The sequence below is a fragment of the Allosphingosinicella deserti genome, from assembly GCF_003012735.1.
GTDB lineage: Bacteria > Pseudomonadota > Alphaproteobacteria > Sphingomonadales > Sphingomonadaceae > Allosphingosinicella > Allosphingosinicella deserti.
The window spans coordinates 810018-828388 of the sequence record NZ_PXYI01000001.1 but is presented as its reverse complement, the minus strand read 5'-3'; the positions used below and the strand labels follow the sequence as shown (position 1 = coordinate 828388).

Annotated in this window: 21 protein-coding genes; 14 read left to right on the top strand and 7 right to left on the bottom strand. The window is 65.5% G+C overall.

Features of this window, described 5'->3' with window-relative positions:
- Positions 1-2: 2 nt before the first annotated feature.
- Complete coding sequence (locus C7I55_RS28695) at positions 3-911, bottom strand: lytic transglycosylase domain-containing protein (RefSeq protein ID WP_106511516.1); 909 nt, start codon at positions 909-911, stop codon at positions 3-5.
- Positions 912-1416: 505 nt separating this feature from the next.
- Here C7I55_RS28695 and C7I55_RS03830 point away from each other — a divergent pair.
- From C7I55_RS03830 to C7I55_RS03790, 9 genes are all read left to right on the top strand, one after another.
- Positions 1417-2571 carry an EscU/YscU/HrcU family type III secretion system export apparatus switch protein gene (locus C7I55_RS03830; protein WP_106511515.1) on the top strand — a complete coding sequence of 385 codons (1155 nt, stop codon included), beginning with the start codon at positions 1417-1419 and terminating at the stop codon, positions 2569-2571.
- Between the two features lie 22 nt (positions 2572-2593).
- Entirely contained in the window at positions 2594-2911 is a 318-nt protein-coding gene (gene fliO / locus C7I55_RS03825) for a flagellar biosynthetic protein FliO (RefSeq protein ID WP_106511514.1), read from the top strand.
- The gene (locus C7I55_RS03820) at positions 2911-3867 is read left to right on the top strand and encodes a FliM/FliN family flagellar motor switch protein (protein WP_106511513.1); all 957 of its coding nucleotides are present in this window, start codon (positions 2911-2913) and stop codon (positions 3865-3867) included. Before fliO ends, C7I55_RS03820 begins: the two co-directional genes overlap by 1 nt.
- Entirely contained in the window at positions 3864-4559 is a 696-nt protein-coding gene (gene sctR, locus C7I55_RS03815; RefSeq protein WP_106511512.1) for a type III secretion system export apparatus subunit SctR, read from the top strand. Before C7I55_RS03820 ends, sctR begins: the two co-directional genes overlap by 4 nt.
- A 30-nt stretch (positions 4560-4589) precedes the next feature.
- Positions 4590-4856: a type III secretion system export apparatus subunit SctS gene (sctS, locus tag C7I55_RS03810; protein ID WP_106511511.1), complete on the top strand. Its 267-nt coding sequence runs from the start codon at positions 4590-4592 to the stop codon at positions 4854-4856.
- Positions 4853-5680, top strand: coding sequence for a type III secretion system export apparatus subunit SctT (gene sctT / locus C7I55_RS03805; RefSeq protein WP_106511510.1), 828 nt, complete (start codon positions 4853-4855; stop codon positions 5678-5680). Before sctS ends, sctT begins: the two co-directional genes overlap by 4 nt.
- On the top strand, positions 5677-6075 hold the full coding sequence (locus C7I55_RS03800) for a helix-turn-helix transcriptional regulator (protein WP_106511509.1): 399 nt from the start codon (positions 5677-5679) through the stop codon (positions 6073-6075). The genes sctT and C7I55_RS03800 overlap by 4 nt, the downstream gene beginning before the upstream one ends.
- A 152-nt stretch (positions 6076-6227) precedes the next feature.
- A complete protein-coding gene (locus C7I55_RS03795) occupies positions 6228-6866 on the top strand; it encodes a hypothetical protein (protein WP_106511508.1) in 639 nt (212 codons plus the stop codon).
- A gap of 70 nt (positions 6867-6936) precedes the next feature.
- On the top strand, positions 6937-7851 hold the full coding sequence (locus C7I55_RS03790; protein ID WP_106511507.1) for a DUF6683 family protein: 915 nt from the start codon (positions 6937-6939) through the stop codon (positions 7849-7851).
- A gap of 58 nt (positions 7852-7909) precedes the next feature.
- Here C7I55_RS03790 and C7I55_RS03785 read toward each other — a convergent pair whose 3' ends face one another.
- From C7I55_RS03785 to C7I55_RS03775, 3 genes are all read right to left on the bottom strand, one after another.
- The gene (locus C7I55_RS03785) at positions 7910-8149 is read right to left on the bottom strand and encodes a hypothetical protein (protein WP_106511506.1); all 240 of its coding nucleotides are present in this window, start codon (positions 8147-8149) and stop codon (positions 7910-7912) included.
- A gap of 87 nt (positions 8150-8236) precedes the next feature.
- On the bottom strand, positions 8237-8713 hold the full coding sequence (locus tag C7I55_RS03780; protein WP_146150917.1) for a hypothetical protein: 477 nt from the start codon (positions 8711-8713) through the stop codon (positions 8237-8239).
- A 105-nt stretch (positions 8714-8818) separates the two neighbouring features.
- Positions 8819-9406 carry a TetR/AcrR family transcriptional regulator gene (locus tag C7I55_RS03775; protein WP_106511504.1) on the bottom strand — a complete coding sequence of 196 codons (588 nt, stop codon included), beginning with the start codon at positions 9404-9406 and terminating at the stop codon, positions 8819-8821.
- A 71-nt stretch (positions 9407-9477) separates the two neighbouring features.
- Here C7I55_RS03775 and bdcA point away from each other — a divergent pair, with 71 nt between their 5' ends.
- The 3 genes from bdcA to C7I55_RS03760 all read left to right on the top strand — a co-directional run bounded on the left by bdcA (position 9478) and on the right by C7I55_RS03760 (position 11703).
- Positions 9478-10191 (top strand): SDR family oxidoreductase, encoded by a 714-nt coding sequence (gene bdcA / locus C7I55_RS03770; protein ID WP_106511503.1) that lies wholly within the window; start codon positions 9478-9480, stop codon positions 10189-10191.
- Between the two features lie 156 nt (positions 10192-10347).
- Positions 10348-10710 carry a hypothetical protein gene (locus tag C7I55_RS03765; RefSeq protein WP_106511502.1) on the top strand — a complete coding sequence of 121 codons (363 nt, stop codon included), beginning with the start codon at positions 10348-10350 and terminating at the stop codon, positions 10708-10710.
- Between the two features lie 246 nt (positions 10711-10956).
- The gene (locus C7I55_RS03760; RefSeq protein WP_146150916.1) at positions 10957-11703 is read left to right on the top strand and encodes a hypothetical protein; all 747 of its coding nucleotides are present in this window, start codon (positions 10957-10959) and stop codon (positions 11701-11703) included.
- Between the two features lie 625 nt (positions 11704-12328).
- On the opposite strand, the gene C7I55_RS28440 is transcribed toward C7I55_RS03760, so the two are convergent.
- Positions 12329-12646 (bottom strand): transposase, encoded by a 318-nt coding sequence (locus tag C7I55_RS28440; protein ID WP_199192702.1) that lies wholly within the window; start codon positions 12644-12646, stop codon positions 12329-12331.
- A gap of 84 nt (positions 12647-12730) precedes the next feature.
- The gene (locus C7I55_RS03750; protein WP_106511500.1) at positions 12731-12862 is read right to left on the bottom strand and encodes a DUF3606 domain-containing protein; all 132 of its coding nucleotides are present in this window, start codon (positions 12860-12862) and stop codon (positions 12731-12733) included.
- Positions 12863-12984: 122 nt separating this feature from the next.
- Between C7I55_RS03750 and C7I55_RS03745 the strand changes: the two genes are divergently transcribed.
- Positions 12985-15999 (top strand): glycosyl hydrolase family 28-related protein, encoded by a 3015-nt coding sequence (locus C7I55_RS03745; protein ID WP_106511499.1) that lies wholly within the window; start codon positions 12985-12987, stop codon positions 15997-15999.
- Between the two features lie 386 nt (positions 16000-16385).
- Here the strand turns inward: C7I55_RS03745 and C7I55_RS03735 are convergent, their stop codons facing one another.
- Positions 16386-17120 (bottom strand): helix-turn-helix domain-containing protein, encoded by a 735-nt coding sequence (locus C7I55_RS03735; protein ID WP_146150915.1) that lies wholly within the window; start codon positions 17118-17120, stop codon positions 16386-16388.
- On the opposite strand from C7I55_RS03735, the gene C7I55_RS03730 reads away from it, so the two are divergent.
- Positions 17052-18365, top strand: a complete 1314-nt coding sequence (locus C7I55_RS03730; protein WP_233222022.1) for an SDR family oxidoreductase — start codon at positions 17052-17054, stop codon at positions 18363-18365. The genes C7I55_RS03735 and C7I55_RS03730 overlap by 69 nt on opposite strands.
- The last annotated feature ends 6 nt before the right edge of the window (positions 18366-18371 follow it).

Here is an 18371-nt window from a genome sequence, read left to right as displayed (position 1 = left end):
GATCAGCGTGTCCCGACCGCCTGTTCCGCGACAAGTTTGTTGTACCGGGCCATCACCTGCCGGACATAATCCTGAGTCTCGCGGTAGGGCGGCACCTTGTTGCCATATTTGCGCACCGCGCCCTCGCCGGCATTGTAGGCGGCAAGCGTCAGGGTGAAATCGTTGAAGCGGCCGTGGAGTTGGCGCAGCAGCCGCGCGCCGCCGTCGACATTGGCCTCGGCGTCGACGATCGCCGCGCCGCGCACGTTGAGCATGCTGGCTGTGCCGGGCATCAGCTGCATCAGACCGCGCGCGCCCGCATGGCTGGTGGCCGTGCGCTGGTAGCGCGATTCCTGGTCGATCACCGCGTGGAGCAGCAACGGATCGATGCGGTGGCGCGCCGCGACTCGGCTGATCATCGCGTCATATTGAGTCGTGTAGGACATCGGCCGCATCGCGAGGATGCTTTCGGCCTCGATGGCCGGCAGCGTTCCAGCGATCGCGGCTGCCTCCTCCGCCGGCGCCGGCGGCTCTTCGGCGACCGGTGCGATCGCCGCGATCCGCATCGGCCCGCTGGCCGGTATCTTCTCCGCGAATTTCCGCGACGCCGCGATCTTGCTCTCGTCCCTCAACGAACCGGAAGAGGTCAGGAACACGGACGCGCCGCTGCGGCCCCGGGACTCGGCCGGTGGCGCGATCCGGATCTCGGGCGCCGGCGGCACCTCCGCCGCCGTCGCCGGCGCGATGATGATGTTTGAACAGTCGGCAAGCGACTGAATGCCCGCGAGCGACGCTTCGTCTGCGACCCGCAGCGGCGCAGTGAGTGGACAGGGTGGCGGCGGCTTGGGCCGATCCTTCGCTTCGGCAGGCTGCGCCAGGGCGGCCACGGTCACGAGCCCGGCGCCCAATGCCTTATGGAACAACTTCGTCATTTCGCATCGCTCCCCAGACTATCGGCTCTTTTGCGGCCAACAGTTGCGTCTTCACGATGCCCCACTGTTCCCGACCTGCTCGTCCGGGAACTCCTTAAGCTTGTCGGCCTTTTGTTGCGTTTTCAAGTCATTAGCCATATTTATTTCCGGCATGTTGCACACGGCCAATCGTGCTTTGCCTACGATGAACCGTTTGCTGCGGTGGAACTTTCTTTCGTTACGGCTGCACTTACATCGGTGTTGATACGCCTCGCCGCGCGCCGGCCACGTCTCATCGTGGTTCGAATCAAGGCTTTCAGAGACAATCGAGGCACTTAAGGGTGATCCCGAATGCTCCGTGTGCAAAATCGGTGATTGACCGGATGGGAGGATTTGCGGGATCAAGAGGGGGTCGGCCGTCCCGCCCCACGGACAGTTGACCGTATGACCTGCTCGGGCTGGCGAGACCATCGTTCTGCGTTTTTCTTGCGCATGCGACGATCTCGCGCAGGGGAGATACGCAAGAGTGGCCCAAGGCAATGACAGTGCCGACAAGAACGAGCTACCGACACCAAAGAAGCTTCGGGACGCACGCAAGAAGGGCGATGTCGCAAAATCGAAGGACTTGGGCACCGGGCTGCTGACGCTGGCCTGGATGATCCTGTTTCTTGCCGTGTCCGGCTATGCCGCAAGCCAGCTCGCTACTCTGGCGTCCGAAACCATTAGCGGCGCCACTTCCCTGCCGTTCGACACGGCGGCGACCACGATCGGGTGGAGTGCCGCGACGACTCTTCTTCGCATCACCTTGGCGACCCTGGTGCCGGTCGCTGTGCTCGCGACCCTGACCGAATTCCTCCAGGTCGGCCCGATGGTCACCGTCGAGAAGATGAAGTTCGGCCTTGAGAAGATGAATCCGGTCGAAGGTCTCAAGCGCATGTTCGGCAAGGACGGGCTGTTCGAACTGGTCAAGACGCTGATCAAGGCCGGCCTGATCTGCGCGATCATCTATCTTACCTTCCGCAGCGCACTCGAGGGCGCCGGCCAGCTGGTGCGACTCGCCGGAAGCTCGCCGATCGACAATAGCGGGCAGGTCGCCGCAATGGCGGTGCTCAGCCAGACCTATTCGCTGACCGTCCAGATGCTGGCGATGGTCGTTGCAGTATTCCTGTTCGTCGCCGTCGCCGATCGGATCTACGCCAAGCACAGCTTCATCAAGAAGATGAAGATGAGCCGCCGTGACATCAAGCAGGAGCACAAGGAGGACGAAGGCGATCCCCAGGTCAAATCGATGCGGCGCGAGATGCACCAGGAATGGGCGAACCAGAACACGATGGGCGCAACCCGGGGTTCGGCGGCCTTGCTCGTCAATCCGACCCATATCGCGATCGCGCTCGATTACGATCAGGAGACCTGCCCGGTGCCGGTGATCGCCGCCAAGGGCATGGGCGATGTCGCCGCCGCCATGCGCGAGGAAGCGGAGCGCGCCGGCGTGCCGATCATCCGCAACATCCAGACCGCCCGCACCCTGTGGGCGCGCGGCGAGATCGGCGAGATCGTTCCCGAGGATCTGTTCGACGCGATCGCTGCCGTCATCCTCTGGGCGGCCAAGGCGCGCAGCGGCGAGGCGCCGATGTGGCACGACATGGACGGCCCGGCGCTGCGCGCGCCCGCGCTCAACTGACATCAGGAGATCTGGAAACGACATGGGAATCGGAGCGGTACTTTCGTCCATCATTGCGATCGTGATCGCGCTTGCGCTCGTGCTCGGCATGGCGTGGGGCGTGATCTGGCTGCTCAAGAAGGTCCAGGATCGGCAGTTGGCGGCGGGCGCCGGTGGCGAGGATGCCCAGCCGATCCGCTTCCTGCGTTCGATGCCGCTCGGCCAGCGCGAGCGGGTGGTGCTGATCGAGGCGCGCGGCGAGACGATGCTGGTCGGGGTCACCGCCGGCTCCATTACCCTGCTGGCGCGGTGGCCCGGCGGCACGCCGCTCCCCGCCGAGGCCACCTTGAGGAGCCTGTGATGGCGACGATGCTCCGGGTCGATGCGCTCGGCGCCCTCCCCCGTCTGGATCCGGCGGCCTCGGCGCTCGGCGATGCCGTGGTCGCCCTGCTGGAAGCGCAGGGGCTCGACACGATGATCGTCCGTGCCGCCGCGCCCGGCGCCTGGTTCGGTTGCAGCGATCATGTGCGATTCCGGCTCAGCGGCGGCCTGGTGCTCGATCCGGCCCGCATTGGCGACGCGATGAATATCCTCGACGACGCCGATCCGTTGCTCGTGCGACTCGAGCAGATCCTTGGCCTCTCGCTGGAGCCGGCCGACATCGACGGCGGCGCACCGGAGCGCTGCGTCGTGCTCGAAATCCGGGGCGACTGCACGACGATGGAGATCGCGGTCCCCATCGATCATCCCCAGGGCCCACGCTGGCATGAGGAGGCCAGTGCGCTCGAGCCGGCGCCGGCGTCGCTGCCCGTCCTGCTGCACGTCCTCGTCGACGGCCCTCGCCTGCCGATGGCGGAAGCCGGCGCGCTCGAACCCGGCGACCTCGTCCTGCTCGGCGCCCGCGCAGTCGCGGCGCTCGAAGCCGGCCCGGTCGGACGTTTCGCCGGACTGCTCGATTTCACCTCGGGAGGTTTCACCCTGCAACCACAAGGAACCACGATGGCTGCTGACGGATCGGGCGCGGCGACGTCCCGCGACTTCGCCGTGCCCCTCACCCTGCGCCTCCCCGATCGGATGACCAGCGCCGCCAGCCTTGCCGGCCTCCGTCCGGGAACCGCCCTGCCGCTCGGCCCGCTGACCGACGGCATGCCGGTCGAATTGCTGGTCGCCGGACGGGCCCTCGCCCGCGGCGAGCTGGTCCAGATGGGCGACCGCTTCGCGGTGCTGATCGAGGAACGGGTCGGCATCGACGACCGGGCGCCGCCGCCCGCCGGCGATGGCGATACGGTTCCAGCCGATCCGGAGGCCGCCGCGTGAATCTCGGCGAATTCACCCCCGGCTCGGCGCTGGTCACGGTCATCCTGATCTCGCTGGCGCCGTTCTTCGCGGTGATGGTCACCAGCTTCACCAAGATCGTCGTCGTGCTCAGCCTGGTGCGCAACGCGCTCGGCCTTCAGCAGGTGCCTCCCAATCTCGTCCTCAACGGCCTCGCGCTGATCCTGTCGGTGTTCGTGATGTACCCGACGCTCGAGAAGATGCAGGCTGCGGCGACGATCGATTCCCAGGCGGTGCCGACGATGCCCGGGGATCCGGTCGCGGCGGAGAATCCGATCGAAAGCAACGGCGACATCTTCGCGACCGCCGACCGCGCCAAGGAGCCCCTGCGCGAATTCCTGATGAAGCACAGCGATCCACGGGAGCGCGCCTTTTTCCTGCGCACCCAGCAGCGCATGGGCGATCCGGGAGTCGTCAGGCAATTGAAGGAAAGCGACTTCGTCGTCGTCATCCCCGCTTTCGTGGTCAAGGAGCTGAAGCTCGCCTTCCAGATCGGCTTCCTGATCTTCCTGCCCTTCCTGGTCATCGATCTCGTCATTTCCAACATCCTGCTGGCGATGGGCATGATGATGCTGTCCCCGGTCACGATCTCGCTGCCGTTCAAGATCCTGCTGTTCGTTCTGGTCGACGGCTGGGTGAAGCTCAGCCACGGCCTGGTCCTGTCTTATGCGTAGGGCGCGGCGATCGATGGAAGCAGGGGCGCGGTGACCGACGACGTCATCACGCTGACCACGCAGGCGCTGTGGCTGGTGCTGCTGCTGTCGGCGCCGCCGATCATCGCCGCGTCGGTGGTAGGCCTGCTCGTCGCCATCCTTCAGGCCGCGACCCAGCTGCAGGAGCAGACGCTGCAATATACGCTCAAATTCTTCGCGATCGTGGTCAGCATCTTCGTCACGGCCAGCCTGATGGCCGGAACCCTCTATTCCTACGCCGACGCGATTTTCACCGGCGTTCCGGGGGTCGGCCGATGATCGAGGCGGTTCCGCCCGGCGTCGGCATCCCCTTGTTCGCGGCGATGCCGTGGCTCGATCAGCTGCTCACCGTCGGAGTCGCGGCGACCCGCTTCGCCTTCGCCTTCGTGTTCGTGCCGGTTTTCTCGCGCGAGGTGATGCCGGCGACGGTGCGCAATTCGATCATCGTCACCTTCGGCCTCGTCGCGCTCTCCAGCCAGCCCGATTTCGCACCGGCCAATCTGACCGCGATGGACTGGGCGACGATGCTGTTCAAGGAAGCGGCAGCGGGAGGCATTATCGGCTTGTTCTTCGGCACGATCATGTGGGCGATGTCGGGCGCGGGCGAGCTCATCGACACCAAGGTCGGCGCGACCATCGGCCAGCTCGTCGATCCGCTGAGCGGCTCGACGACGTCGCTGACCGGCATCCTGCTCGGCCGTTTCGCCGAAGTGGTGTTCGTCAGCGCCGGCGGGCTGACCCTGCTGGTCGGCACCGTGATGGGCAGCTACCTGCTCTGGCCGCTCGGGCCCGGCGGGCTGGCGATCGACATGCGCGCCATCCAGTTCTTCGAAGGCGAGTTCGGACGGCTGTTCGCGCTCGCCTTCCTGTTCGCGGCGCCCGTGCTCACCGTCCTCTACGTGATCGACGTCGGCATGGGGTTCCTCAACCGCTTCGCCCAGTCGTTCAACGTCTTCTCGATGTCGATGCCGATCAAGGCGGCCGCAGCCATTTTCGTCGTCATCCTCACTTTGCCGCTGCTCGCCGAGGCGATCATCGCCGATCTCGGCTCCCGGGAGGAGATTTCCGGCGGCGTCCTCCAGCGCACGGCCCAGCCGCGATGATCGGCGCCAACGCCCCCCAGAGCCTGCCGCGTGCAGAAACCCGCCGCGACGCCGGGCCCGACAGCCAGGAGCTCGCGCGGCTGGTCGAGCAGCTGCGCGAGGCCGAGGCGCGGCGGGACGCCCACACCCGCGAGATCCTGATCGGCGAATTCACGGTCGCCGGCTGGCGGGTGCCGTTGCTCCACATCGCCGGCCTGCAGACGCTCACCCGCAACGAGGCGGCCGTGCTGCGCTTCCTCGGCTGGGGACGCGCCAACGGCGATATCGGCACCTTGCTCAACATGACCGAGAATACGGTCCGCACGCACATGAACAACGCCATCCGCAAGCTCGAGCTGGACGGCGTTCGCGAACTCAACAGCCTGGCAGGACTGCTCTTCCTGCCGCTCGAATGACCGCGCTCCTAAGCGAATCGTTTAGGCGATCTAAACGATTCGTGGAGCGCGTCCCCGGGGGAATTCCGGCAATTTCTCCTTGTCGCGGCAGAAGTCGCAACCGGCCAGCTCCCCGCACGGAGCGCGAAATTCGAGTGTGAAAGGGTAACCACATGAGCATCCTCGGCGGCATCACCGGTTCGTTCCTCAACCCGGTCAATTTCGGCCTGCTCGCGGCGGGGCCCGCCGGCTGGGCGGCACTCGCGACCCGCACCCTTGGCGCGGCGATCGTCAAGGAAGTGATCGGCCAGCTCGGCCAGCAGCTCGGTCTGCCGCCGGCGATCACCAGCATGGCCCAGAACGCCTTCTCGGCGGCGACCGGCACCACCGGCGGCCCGGCCAATATCGGCGAGGCGGTCGCCCAGCTGGCGCAGGATTTCGGCCTCTCCCCGTCGCAGCAGGGGGAACTGACCCGCGCCGCGCAGAACGATCAGCGCGAGATGTTCGACAAGCTCGCCGACGCCTTCAAGAGCGGCAAGGAAATGGCCGAATCGAAGAAGTCGCGCGGTTCCAAGGCCGGCGCCAGCTGGCTGCAGGTCATCGCCGACTCGATGGCGCAGGCGCTCGACAAGAAGGTCGAGGACATGGACAAGATGGCCAAGGCGCTCGACAAGCAGGGCAGCAACAAGTCGGTGTCGGCTTCGACCGACCTGCAGGTCGCCGGCCAGGAATTCTCCTACCTCATGAATGCCAGCAGCACCGTCATCAAGACGATCGGCGAAGGTCTCAGCGGTATGGCTCGTAAGCAGTAAGCGTCGCTTTTCCCCCTCGGGGAGGGCGGACTTCGGTCCGCCCTCCTTCTTTGCGTTTTTGGAGGTTCACATGAAACGTGCACTCGCTCTCTTCGTCAGTCTCGGCATCTGCGGATCGCCGGCCATCGCGCAGAACATGGGCTGGAGCACGATCATTCCGTCGGTCACGGGCACCGACACGCTCGGCCTGACCTTGCGCGGACAGATGCAGGGCCAAGGCAGCGACCGCAGGGTGTCGCCGCGCAACAACCTCGTCGCGCCGAACACGGCTGCGCCGACCGCGGCCAACCTCCAGGCGCTCCGCTTCAAGCCGTCCAAGCAGCGCCGGGCCGCCAACCTCGCCGCCTTCGTCGAGAAGACCCGGGCGATGGACAAGGGCAATGCCGAGGATCTGCAGCGCCTGTTCTCGTCGGGGGATTTCATCGACAAGATCGGCGGCGCGATCGCACCGCTCGGCCTCAGGACCGACAATGTCGCCGATGCCTATGCGATCTGGTGGATCAGCGCCTGGAACGCGACCCGGGGCAATAATGATTCGCCGAGCCGGACGATGAGCGAAGCGGTCAGCGCGCAAGCAGCGCGCGCGATCAGCGCCACCCCCGAGATCGCCGGGGCGGACGATGCGGCCAAGCAGGAATTCGCCGAGGCCCTGCTGATCCAGATGACCCTCGTCGACACCGCCGTCGAGCAGAACAAGAACAACCCCGCCCAGCTCCGCGCGCTCGGCTCCGCCGTCGCGCAGGGTGCCGAGCAGATGGGAATCGACCTGTCCTCGATGCAGCTGACCGAGAACGGCTTCGTCCCGGCCGGCGGCGCCGAAGCGCTACCGGCTCGAGGCAGCGCCGCGGACTCGACCAGCCTGGCCGCCTCCGGAACGGCAACGGCGCCCTCCGAAGACAAGAAGCCCCTGCCCTACGGCATCGCCGCCGCCGCGGCCGGATTGGGCGCCGGCGGCTGGATGATCCTCCGCCGCCAGCGCGCCTGAACAGGCTTTTTTGGAATAGAAGGTCGGGCGGCGGATGACGCCGCGCGACCGAGCAACGTCAGGCCCAGCTGCGGGGATCGGCGCCGGCACAGCCATAAGGCGGCACCTGTTTGCCGAAGCGCTCTTTCAGCTTGCCGCATCCCCAGCTGCGCACCGGCCCCGGCATATAGCCGTTCAGCATGATCCCGACTTCGTCATAGGGCGTGTCCGAGCTCGCGACGTAGCGATAGTAGCGCCCGCCGATCATGATCACGACACCGATCAGAATCACGCACACGACCTGCAACAGCTTCTTCATTCGTTCTCCCCTTTTTCAGACGGCCGCGCGTCGCAGCAGAAGGCGGGGAATGCAAGCGGCGCCGTAACGATCGGTCGCCGCGGCGGATCAGTCCTTGCAGACCTGGACCAGCGCCCAGCCCATCGCGCCGCCAATGTTGGGGACGTTCTGGTTCTCGAGCTCGATCCGCTTGCACGGCTTGCCGTAGCGGTTGAGCAGCTGCGGCGCCGCGCCCGCCTCGGGAGCTCGGGAGGCCTCCCTCTCCGGCAACTGTGTCGAACCGCGCGAGGGTATCGAGTCCGAAGAGGCGCCGCCCTCGGCCGAAGGGCATACGCCTTCCGCCGCGAACCTCTCCTCGTATCCGCTTCTCACCCCCTGCGCCCACGCATCCGCCATCGCCTTGCCCTCACGCTCCTGCATCCGGGCATAGCCAAGGACGAGCTCACGTCTCTCCGCATCGGAGAGATGCTCCAGCCAGCATTGCGACTGCGCGGATTGGACCGATTGCGGGGGCTGAGCGGGCGCAGCCTGCCCGCAGGCCTTGAGGGCGAGCGCCAGCAGCGCCATCGCAATCGCTCGTCTCACCAGCATCTCCTCATGCGGACCCTAGCGACACGTCACGGGTCCGTCTGTGTGCCGAGTGATTGTCGCCGCGACGGCTGCACGCTTCATCCTGTTCGCGCCTGCAGGTCAGGCAGGCAGCGCCTGCTCGAGCGCCGATCCGGCCAGGCGGGCCGTGGCAAGGAGCTGGTCGAGGCTGTGCCCGTTCCGCGCCTTGGCCGAGAGTCCCGACATGGTGGTGCTGACGAAGTCGGTGATCCGCTCGGCATCCTCGGGGTGGCGCGCGGCGACATAGTCGCGGATCATCGCTTCCGCGGCGAGGTTGAAGCCGAGCGCCGCCTCCCGCGCCTCGGCATCGTTGCAGCGCGTGCCTTCCAGCACCAGGCAGCCGGCGGCGCCGCACTCGGCGGCATATCGGCGCGCGGCCTCCTCGAGCATGGCGGCGAGCGCCTGCGCGACCGGACGATCGGGGCGCAACAGCTCCTCAAGGGGAATGGCGCCGGTCTCCGCCCACCGATCCAGCACGCGGGCGTAGAGGCCCGCCTTGTTGCCGAACGCAGCGTAGAAGCTCGGCGGGTTGATCCCCAGCGCCTCCGTGACGTCGGCGACGCTGACCGCATCATAGCCGCGCGCATGGAAGAGCTGCTGGGCCGTGGCCACCGCGGCGTCCGGATCGAAGCGGCGGGGCCGGCCCCGTGGTTTATTTGTAGTTACCATTACATAAGTCCTTGACGACTCATTTGCGAAGTTTATGTAGTGCGCCCTACATTAAATCTCAAGGAAATGACATGGCTGGGTTTCAAGGAAAGTCCGTTCTGGTGCTCGGCGGCAGCCGCGGGATCGGCGCGGCGATCGTGCGGCGCTTCGCCGACGAGGGTGCGAAGGTCGTCTTCACCTTCGCCGGCTCGCCCGATGCCGCCGAGCGGGTTGCGGCCGAGACCGGCAGTATCGCCGTCAGGACGGACAGCGCCGATCGCGACGCCGTGATCGCGCGGGTACGCGACAGCGGTCCGCTCGACGTGCTGGTGGTGAATGCCGGCTTCGCCCTGTTCGGCGACGCGCTGGAGCAGGATCCGGACGAGATCGACCGTCTGTTCCGGGTCAACATCCACGCGCCCTACCACGCCTCGGTCGAGGCGGCGCGGCACATGCCCGACGGTGGGCGGATTATCGTCATCGGCTCGGTGAACGGCGACAGGATGCCGGTGCCGGGCATGGCCTCCTATGCGCTCAGCAAGTCCGCTCTCCAGGGCATGGCGCGCGGCCTCGCCCGCGATTTCGGCCCGCGCGGGATCACGATCAACGTCGTGCAGCCCGGCCCGATCGACACCGACGCCAACCCGGAAGACGGCCCGATGCGCGATCTCATGCACGGCTTCATGGCGATCAAGCGCCACGGCCGCCCCGAGGAGGTCGCCGGAATGGTGGCGTGGCTCGCAGGGCCGGAGGCCGGCTTCGTCACCGGCGCGATGCACACGATCGACGGCGCCTTCGGCGCCTGAGGCACCATCGGCACGGGCGAAGGCGGCAGCAGCGTCGCCCGTGCCGCACTCGATCGGATCGGCCCGACACCGATCTCGGCCGGACTTGTGGAAAGCTTCGGGCGGGCCTTACAGACGCAGCAGAGTAGGATCGGAACCTGACGGAGTTTGACGCGGATGAAGCTGCTGTTGGGCGTCTTGCCGATCCTTGCTTTGGCGGCATCCTGCTCCCAGGCAGAGGAAGGATCTCCGCAAGGAAGCGAGAAGCGCCTCTGCACCGCTGCGGAGGCCGGAGCGGCAACGGCCGCCAGGGCCACCGAACTGCTGAATACCGTCAAGGAGAGCGACAGCAAGACTCGTGATGCCGCCTGTGCGCGGTTCGCAGAGGTGATCGAGGACGGACGAAAGGCCAACATCGCCGCCCTACCCGGCTGCCGCTGGGACAACAGGAACAGCAACGGAAACCCGCACTTCCTGATCTCCCTGCATCTCACCCAGCTCAAGGGTCAGGCGAGAGCAACATGCGGGAACCTGGACTAGGCCTACCGCGCACCGCACGTGGGCGGCATCGGCCACTGGCGAGGCTGCTCAAAACGGATCAGGCCCGGAGGAAAGCGCCTTGGGAAGGCGCAGCGATACCAGTGCGACCCGCCACTCAGTGGCGAGCGAATCTCCCACTCCTGCGCGCCGACGCATGTAGGGTTTAACGAAGTGCTTACCATCAGCAGCTTAGCCGCTACGCACGATCTGCCTTGCAGAATTCAGTAAGCTCAGCCGGTGGGTGCCATGCTCGTTTCCTCTTCGGACAATGCCTATGCGAGCCAGGTCGCCAATGCCGGCCCGCCCAAAGCGCCGGCCGCCGCCGATGCGCCTGCCGGCCCGGCATCGGCCCCTCTACCGGCCGTCACGACGCACGTATCCGCCTTCGCAAGCCGATTGAGCAGAGCTGCGGCCGATTTCGATGCGCGGACCTCGAAATTATCTCACGACGCACTCGGCGACAAGGTTCGCGCCACCATCGCCAAGATAGCTTACACGCTGACGCCCGACAGCCTCGCGGCCATGGCGCGGGAGGTTCCGGATCCGGCGGACGCCGAATCTCTTGCATCCGCTGCGGCAGCGAACGCCTATGTCGCCGACCTGAGCCGGCCCAACCCGTTCGCCGGCCGCTCGCGCGATCAGCTTTCCGCGATCGTCAACGACGAGAGCGGCGCGTTCACCACCAACGAGAAACGTGCCGCCTACCGCCAGGCCTATGCCGAAGAACAGGCATGGCGGTCCCGCGTCGTGGCCGACGGGATGAACGAATATCATCGTACCGGAAAGATGACCAACTTCTTCGCTTCTGCTCTCGATCATTTCAAGGCGCTGCCCCGCGCCGAGCAGTCGCTTTACCCGAGCGACTATGCAGACGATTTGCAGGACAAGGTGGCGCTGGACTTCAACTATTTCACGCACATGCCGAACGACTTGCCAGGAAAGGCGAAAATCTCGCTTGCCAATCTGAGATCGATGGCGCGTTTCGACGACTGAGCCAAATCGCCCTCGTGAAGTCGGCAGTTCAAGCCGGGACATGTACCGCCCTGAAGGACAGGAATAAGCGGCCGACCGGCTCGGAGCGCGTCTTGGGCGTCGATCCGGCGCAGGCCACAGGTCGGTGATGCTGCGGCGCGAGAGCCGACATGCGCCACACCGTCCGGCGATCGCCACGCGAATGCCTTGGCAGGAGGAACCCGGTCATAGTAGTGAGTTCCGGGGACACTTTGATCATCTTCTGCCATCCGCTGTGTACGCGGCTTCTGACGGGGTTTGGCGGGCCGGAGCGGCCGCGCCAGCGTCTTGTCCTGCTGCGCAATCCAGCTGCTGGTTCCCAGCGGCCGGCCGGTGCGCAGCCGCGCCTCGATCGCTTCCGCCAGCAGTTCGCCCTCCGTGCCGACCATCCCCGCCTCAGCCCGTGACGCAGCATCGCGCGCCAATCCGTCGCATGCTGCGACAGCGCAGCAACGTCGGCCAGCCTGTCGCCCTTCGCACGCCGCCCGGCAACATGGCTGCGTGCACTCGACCAGCGCCAGTCTTCCGCACGCTCGACAAGCCCTGCCGCAACCGGATTGCGCTCGACGTACCGCACCGCGGTCATGAGGTGCGCATCGTCGATCGGCTAGCTCGCAAAGCGCCCCTGGAACAGGTAGCCGCGAAACCCCTCGCGGAAGTTGACGTGGCGTGTGTAGCGACGATGTGCCTCGGCCAAGGCCGCCCGCAGCCCGTCGGCGGTCTCGGGAACCAGGATCAGATGGACATGATTGTCCATCTGACACCAGGCGAGACAGCGAACATCCGCCGCCGCGCACCCGTCGCGCAGCAGATCGAGATAGAGCGAGCGGTCAGCGTCCTCGGAGAAGATCGGCAGCCGGCGATTTCCACGCTGCGTCACGCGATGGGCGACACCGGGAATAACGATGCGGGCGAGGCGAGCCATGTACGATCACAGCCTGACCGATATGGAGCAATCAACTAGTGTGTCCCCGGAATTCGTGCAGCCTGCTTCAACCCGGAACCACGGTCAGCCTTTCCGATATTCGCGTGCCTTGTCAGCGCTGTTGCCGCCCGCTGCGACCGCTTCGCGGAGCTTGGCCCAGTCACGAATCTCATGATCCTCGCTGAGGCTGATCCGGTTCCGGTCTGGGCAACCCATATTTTCCTTATTGTCTGCACGCTTGGAAATACGACCTTGGTAGCAGGTGACCTTGCACCGTTTGCGCCGTAACGATCTGCTTTGCTGGGGAATCGACCCTCGCGAAGAGGATGGGTCAGCCTATGCGTGCGCTTTTCCTGACGGTGCTTTTCCTGGTGACGGCGGGGCCAGCCCTTGCCCAATCCCGGTCGGTCTATCAGAACGCCCCGGACGAGCCGCGCGCGGTGACGGTGAAGGCGCGCGCCGACGGCCGCGCCGATGACACGGCCGCGATCCAGAAAGCGCTCGACGCGGCGCGCGACCAGAGTGGCCACGGGATCGTCTTCCTCCCCTCCGGCCGTTATCGCCTTACCCGCACCGTGGTGGTGCCGCCGGGGGTCCGCATCTACGGCGTAGGCCCCACGCGCCCCGTCCTCGTGCTCGCGCCCAACACGCCTGGCTTCCAGAAGGGCGTGTCGACGATGGTCGTGTTCGGCGGCAACCCGCAATATCAGCCCGGCAAGCCTCCGGTCCCGGTGCCCACGATGGTGCCGCGCGACCGCGAGCAGCGCGACGCGCATTCGGGCACTTTCTACTCCGCAATGGCCAACATCGATGTGGAGATCGGCGCCGGTAACCCGGCCGCCGCGGCGATCCGCTTCCGCATGGCGCAGCACGCCTTCCTCAATCACATGGACTTCCGCATCGGATCGGGCTTCGCCGGGGTCTACCAGGCGGGCAACATGATGAAAGACGTTCACTTCCATGGCGGCCGATACGGCATCGTCACGGAAAAGACGTCGCCCGCCTGGCAGTTCACCCTGGTCGACGCGACCTTCGATGGGCAGCGCGACGCGGCCATTCGCGAGCATGAGGCGCGGCTCACCATGGCCAACGTCGCCATCCGCAATACCCCCGTCGGGATCGAGATCGACCGCGGCTATTCCGACTCGCTGTGGGGCAAGAACATCCGCTTCGAGAATGTAAGCCGGGCGGGCGTGATCATCTCCAACGAGGACCGGGTGTTCACCCAGATCGGCTTCGAAGCCGCGGTGGCGAGCAACACGCCGGTCTTCGCGCGCTTTCGGGACAGCGGCAGGACGGTGGCCGGAAAGGGACGCAGCTACGAAGTCGCCTCGTTCAGCTATGGTCTCCATCTGCCCGGCCAGGGGCGTTTCGGGGAGTACAAGACCGAGGCCGAGATCCGGCCGATCCCGGCGCTGCCCGCGCAAGCCCAGGTCATCCGCGACACCCCGCCGATGGGCGAGTGGATCAACGTCAAGACGCTCGGGGTCAAGGGCGACTGGGAGACGGACGACACCCCCGCGATCCAGCGCGCCATCGACACCCACCGCGTGCTCTATTTCCCGATCGGTCACTACCGCGTGACGGATGCGCTCAAGCTGCGCCCCGACACCGTGCTGGTGGGCCTGCATCCGGCGATCACCCAGCTTTCGATCCCGGAAGACAATCCGCGCCATGCGGGGGTGGGGACGGTCGTTCCGATCGTCGAAAGCCCGCGCGGCGGCGACAATATCCTGAACGGCATCGGCCTGTTCACCGGCCGCATCAACCCGCGCGCATCGGCGCTGCTGTGGCGCTCCGGTGCGAACAGCCTGGTCGAAGACGTCAAGATCGCCGGCGGCGGCGGCACCGTGACTCCCGACGGCAAGCCGCTCTATTTCCGATCCACCCGAGGCGGCGATCCGATCCTCGACGACCGGCTCGACGGCCAATATCCGAGCATCTGGGTGACCGATGGCGGCGGCGGCACCTTCGCCGACGTTTGGAGCCCGCAGAACTTCGCCTCCGCCGGCTTCTACATCAGCGATACGAGCACGCCGGGACGGATCTACGAAGTGTCGGTGGAGCACCACGCCCGCAACGAGTTCGTGCTCGACAATGTGCAGAACTGGGAGTTCTACGCGCCGCAGACCGAGCAGGAGGTGGGCGACGGGCCGAACGCGATCGGGCTGCAGATCAGCAATTCGAAGAACCTGCTCTTCGCGAACTACCACGCCTATCGCGTGACCCGGACCTATCACCCGGCGCGCAGCGCGATCAAAATCTACAACTCGTCGGACATCCGCTTCCACAACCTGCACAGCAACGCCGAGAGCGGCGCGGCGCTGTGCAGCGACGACATGTGCGGCACCTATCTTCGTGCGAGCAAGTTCGCGTTCGAGAACGCTATCGAGGACGTGACCAGCGGCATCTTCACGCGCGAGCGCGAGTTCGCCAAGCTGCACATCAAGGGTGAGCAGCAAAGTCCCCGGACATCCGAGCTGGCAGGGACGGGCGAGCTCAGGAAGATCGCCGACGGCTTCTTCTCCATCTCAGGGGCGAGCGTCGGCGGCGACGGAACGCTTTATTTCGTCGATCGTCGCTTTCAGCGCATCCACCGCTGGACCGAGGCGCGCGGCGTCGAGGTCATCCGCGACCACCCGCTCGATCCCGTCAATCTGGCGGTCGACCGGTCGGGACACCTCATGGTCGTGTCGGGACAGGGTAAATATGCGACCGTCTATTCGTTCGATCCCAACGGGCCGAAGGACCAGTTGACCGTCATCAAGCCGACTCCCGTGCGTCCCGGGGGCACGGCCAAGGTCGCACTGCCGGCGAATTGGTGGAACAACGGCGAGTTCCGCGATCAGCTGAACCACGACACGTATCAGTTCACCACCCTGGCGGAGATGTTCGCGCGCGATGTCGGAACGCCGAAGGCCGAGGAATATGTCTCGCCCGACGGCAGCCTGGTGCTGCCCGCGTTCCCCGTGTGGCAGCAGGGCCCGATCGACCGCATCGGCTGGCGCTGGACGGACAGCCTCAACACGACGGGCCTGCTCCAGGCGAGCAAGGGCGAGCGGGTATTCGTGTCCAACAGCTCCGAGAATGTGACCTACAGCGCCGTCGTGGGCGACGGCGGCACGCTCACGGATCTCCGCCTCTTCGCCAATCGCGGGGGCGATAGCGTCGCTACCGACCGGCGCGGCCGAGTGTTCGTCGCCAACGGCCAGGTGTTCGTCTTCGCGCCCGATGGTCGCCAGCTCGGCCGCATCGACGTCCCCGATCGGCCTTTGCAGCTGGTGTTCGGCGGCGAGGGCGGCCGCACGCTCTTCATTCTCACCCACCGCAGCCTGTACGCGGTGGAGCCCTGACGCCTTCGATCGTGATCGTAGATGTGGCGCTTTCATCGTCGGCTTGAGCCCTTGGATGCAACCCGAGCCGGACCGACGCTGCCGTGACTGACCGGCCCCCTGAGGGGGCCGGTCGAGCGGGAGACCCTCGACGCGATCATGGCGGGCGCCGTCCTGGTGGTCGACCAGGTCACCTCGCCCGAACCGTTTCTGCCCCAGCTCGCTCCCGCCGATCGGGAGCGAGTTGACGCCTATGTTGCCCGCGCCTCGGCGGAGGCGACGTTGCGTGCTAGCCGCCGATCGGCAGCTCGCGACCAACTCACGTCGTTCCGATGCGATCGCTCGAACGTCCGCTGATGCCGGAACCAGCCGTTCGCCTTCAGGTAACAACATCTGCCCCTCTTTGATCAACGGGCTCGATAGTCCGTCGGCGAGGCTCCTGTTGCCTTGCGGAAGGCAAGAGCGAAAGACGATGCCGTTTGGTAGCCTACCACCAGAGCTATGTCGGTGATGCTCAGCCTGGTCTCGCGGAGGAGGCAACATGCCCGTTTGATACGAGCCCTGATTAGCCATTGATGGGGAGTTTGTCCGGTTGAGCACCTGAATGCGCGACAAAAATGAAAGCGGCTAACATGGGCGATATTGGCGAGTTCCTGGAGGCGGATTTCGTTGGAAAGACGGTCCTCGATATAGCTAGTCACGCGCCGCAATTGAGCGGGAGTCAATCCTCCTTTTGCGCCGGAGCAGTCGTGCGGGAAGGTGACGTGGCGACGAAGGAGTTGTAAGCAAAGGAGGTCCACCAAGTGCTCCATGAATAGCTTCGAGGCGACATCGTCGACATCTCTCTCGCGCGCGATCAAGCTGAGAATGTTGAAGAGCTTTGGATCGTCTGATTGGAGGCTCAAGATCAGCTCCGGCGTGCCGCCTCGGCCGACCTCCTCTGCGCAACGTCTTAATCTTTCCTGACCGAGGAAGACGTTCGAAACCAGCGGCGACCCGGTGCACGTCCACCAACCGTCGGTGCCACTTGGATTGATGATGATGGTATCCGTCTTTGAGCGAACGTGCAGGCGTTGGCCCGCGGTCTTGAGCGCCGTCGTGCCCTCTCCAGAAAACACCGCACCGATGATGTGGTGACGCATGGGCCTGCAGTAGGCATCGTGCGGCTGCTGAGGCCACGGCGGCGCGATCTGCGTGTCGCCCAGGAATGCTGCGCCGATCAGTGGCGGGGCAGCACCTTGGATGCGTCCGATTTCGGCCGGTGTGTTCACCAAACGAAGTTTCGTCACGGCATCGTCTCCCGATCCCACCACGTCGCTGCATCAAAAACTGAAGTGCATCATGCTGCAACGACACGCGTGCTCAGGTCGACGCTCGCAGGCCGCTGGTCCGCCACGCGCGCGTCGCAGCAGCGCACGATTTGCGACGAGATGATTATAGCAATCCAGGACGCGGCTCAGCAATCGGCGAACAGCGACGGCGAGTGGTCTGCGCTAATTTGCGGCTCTCATCATGGCAGGAGGGTCGAAAGCATGTCCAAAACCATTCTGGTTACCGGCGCAGGATCCGGCTTCGGCGAAGGCGCAGCGATCGGGATGGCCCGTGATGGCCATAACGTGATCGCGACGGTGCAGGTTTCGCCTCAGGTGATGCCGCTGCGCAGGAAGGCAGCGGAGCTCGGCCTGCACAACCTGCGCGTCGAACGGCTCGACCTGACTGATCCCTACGATATCGAACAGGCTGTGGGCTGGGACTTCGACGTCCTCTGGAACAACGCCGGCCAAGGCGAAAGCGGCCCGGTGTGGGAGATCCCGATCGACCTGGTGCGGCGGAATTACGAAATAAACGTCTTTCTCCCGCTGATCCTCACCCAGAAGGTGGTCCAGAAATGGGTGGCGCAGAAGCGCCGTGGGAAGCTCGTCTTCACCTCTTCGATGGGCGGGCTGTTCACGCCGGCCAACTGGGGGACCTACGTGTCGACCAAGCATGCGCTCGAGGCGATCGCAGAGGCGCTGCAGCAGGAGCTGCGCCCGCACGGCATCCTGGTTCAGACGATCAATCCCGGAGCCTATTACACGGGCTATAACGAGACGATGGCGGACAATGCCTTCCGTTGGCTCGACGACAGCAAGAACGTCACAAAGCGTGCGGACCTGCGCAAAGGCTTCGACGATTTCTTCGCGACACCGGAGGGACGGCTCGATCCGCAGGAGATGATCGACCGGATGATCGAGCTCGTCCCTGCCGACACCGGCAAGTTCCGCAACGTCGTTCCCAAGGCGATTGAGGACATGCTGAAGATTCATCAGCAGCAAGCTTGGGAAAACCGCATCGAGCTGGAGTCGCCGCTCGTCGCCGAGATCAGGGCGGAGCCGCGCCAAGCCTGATCCAAG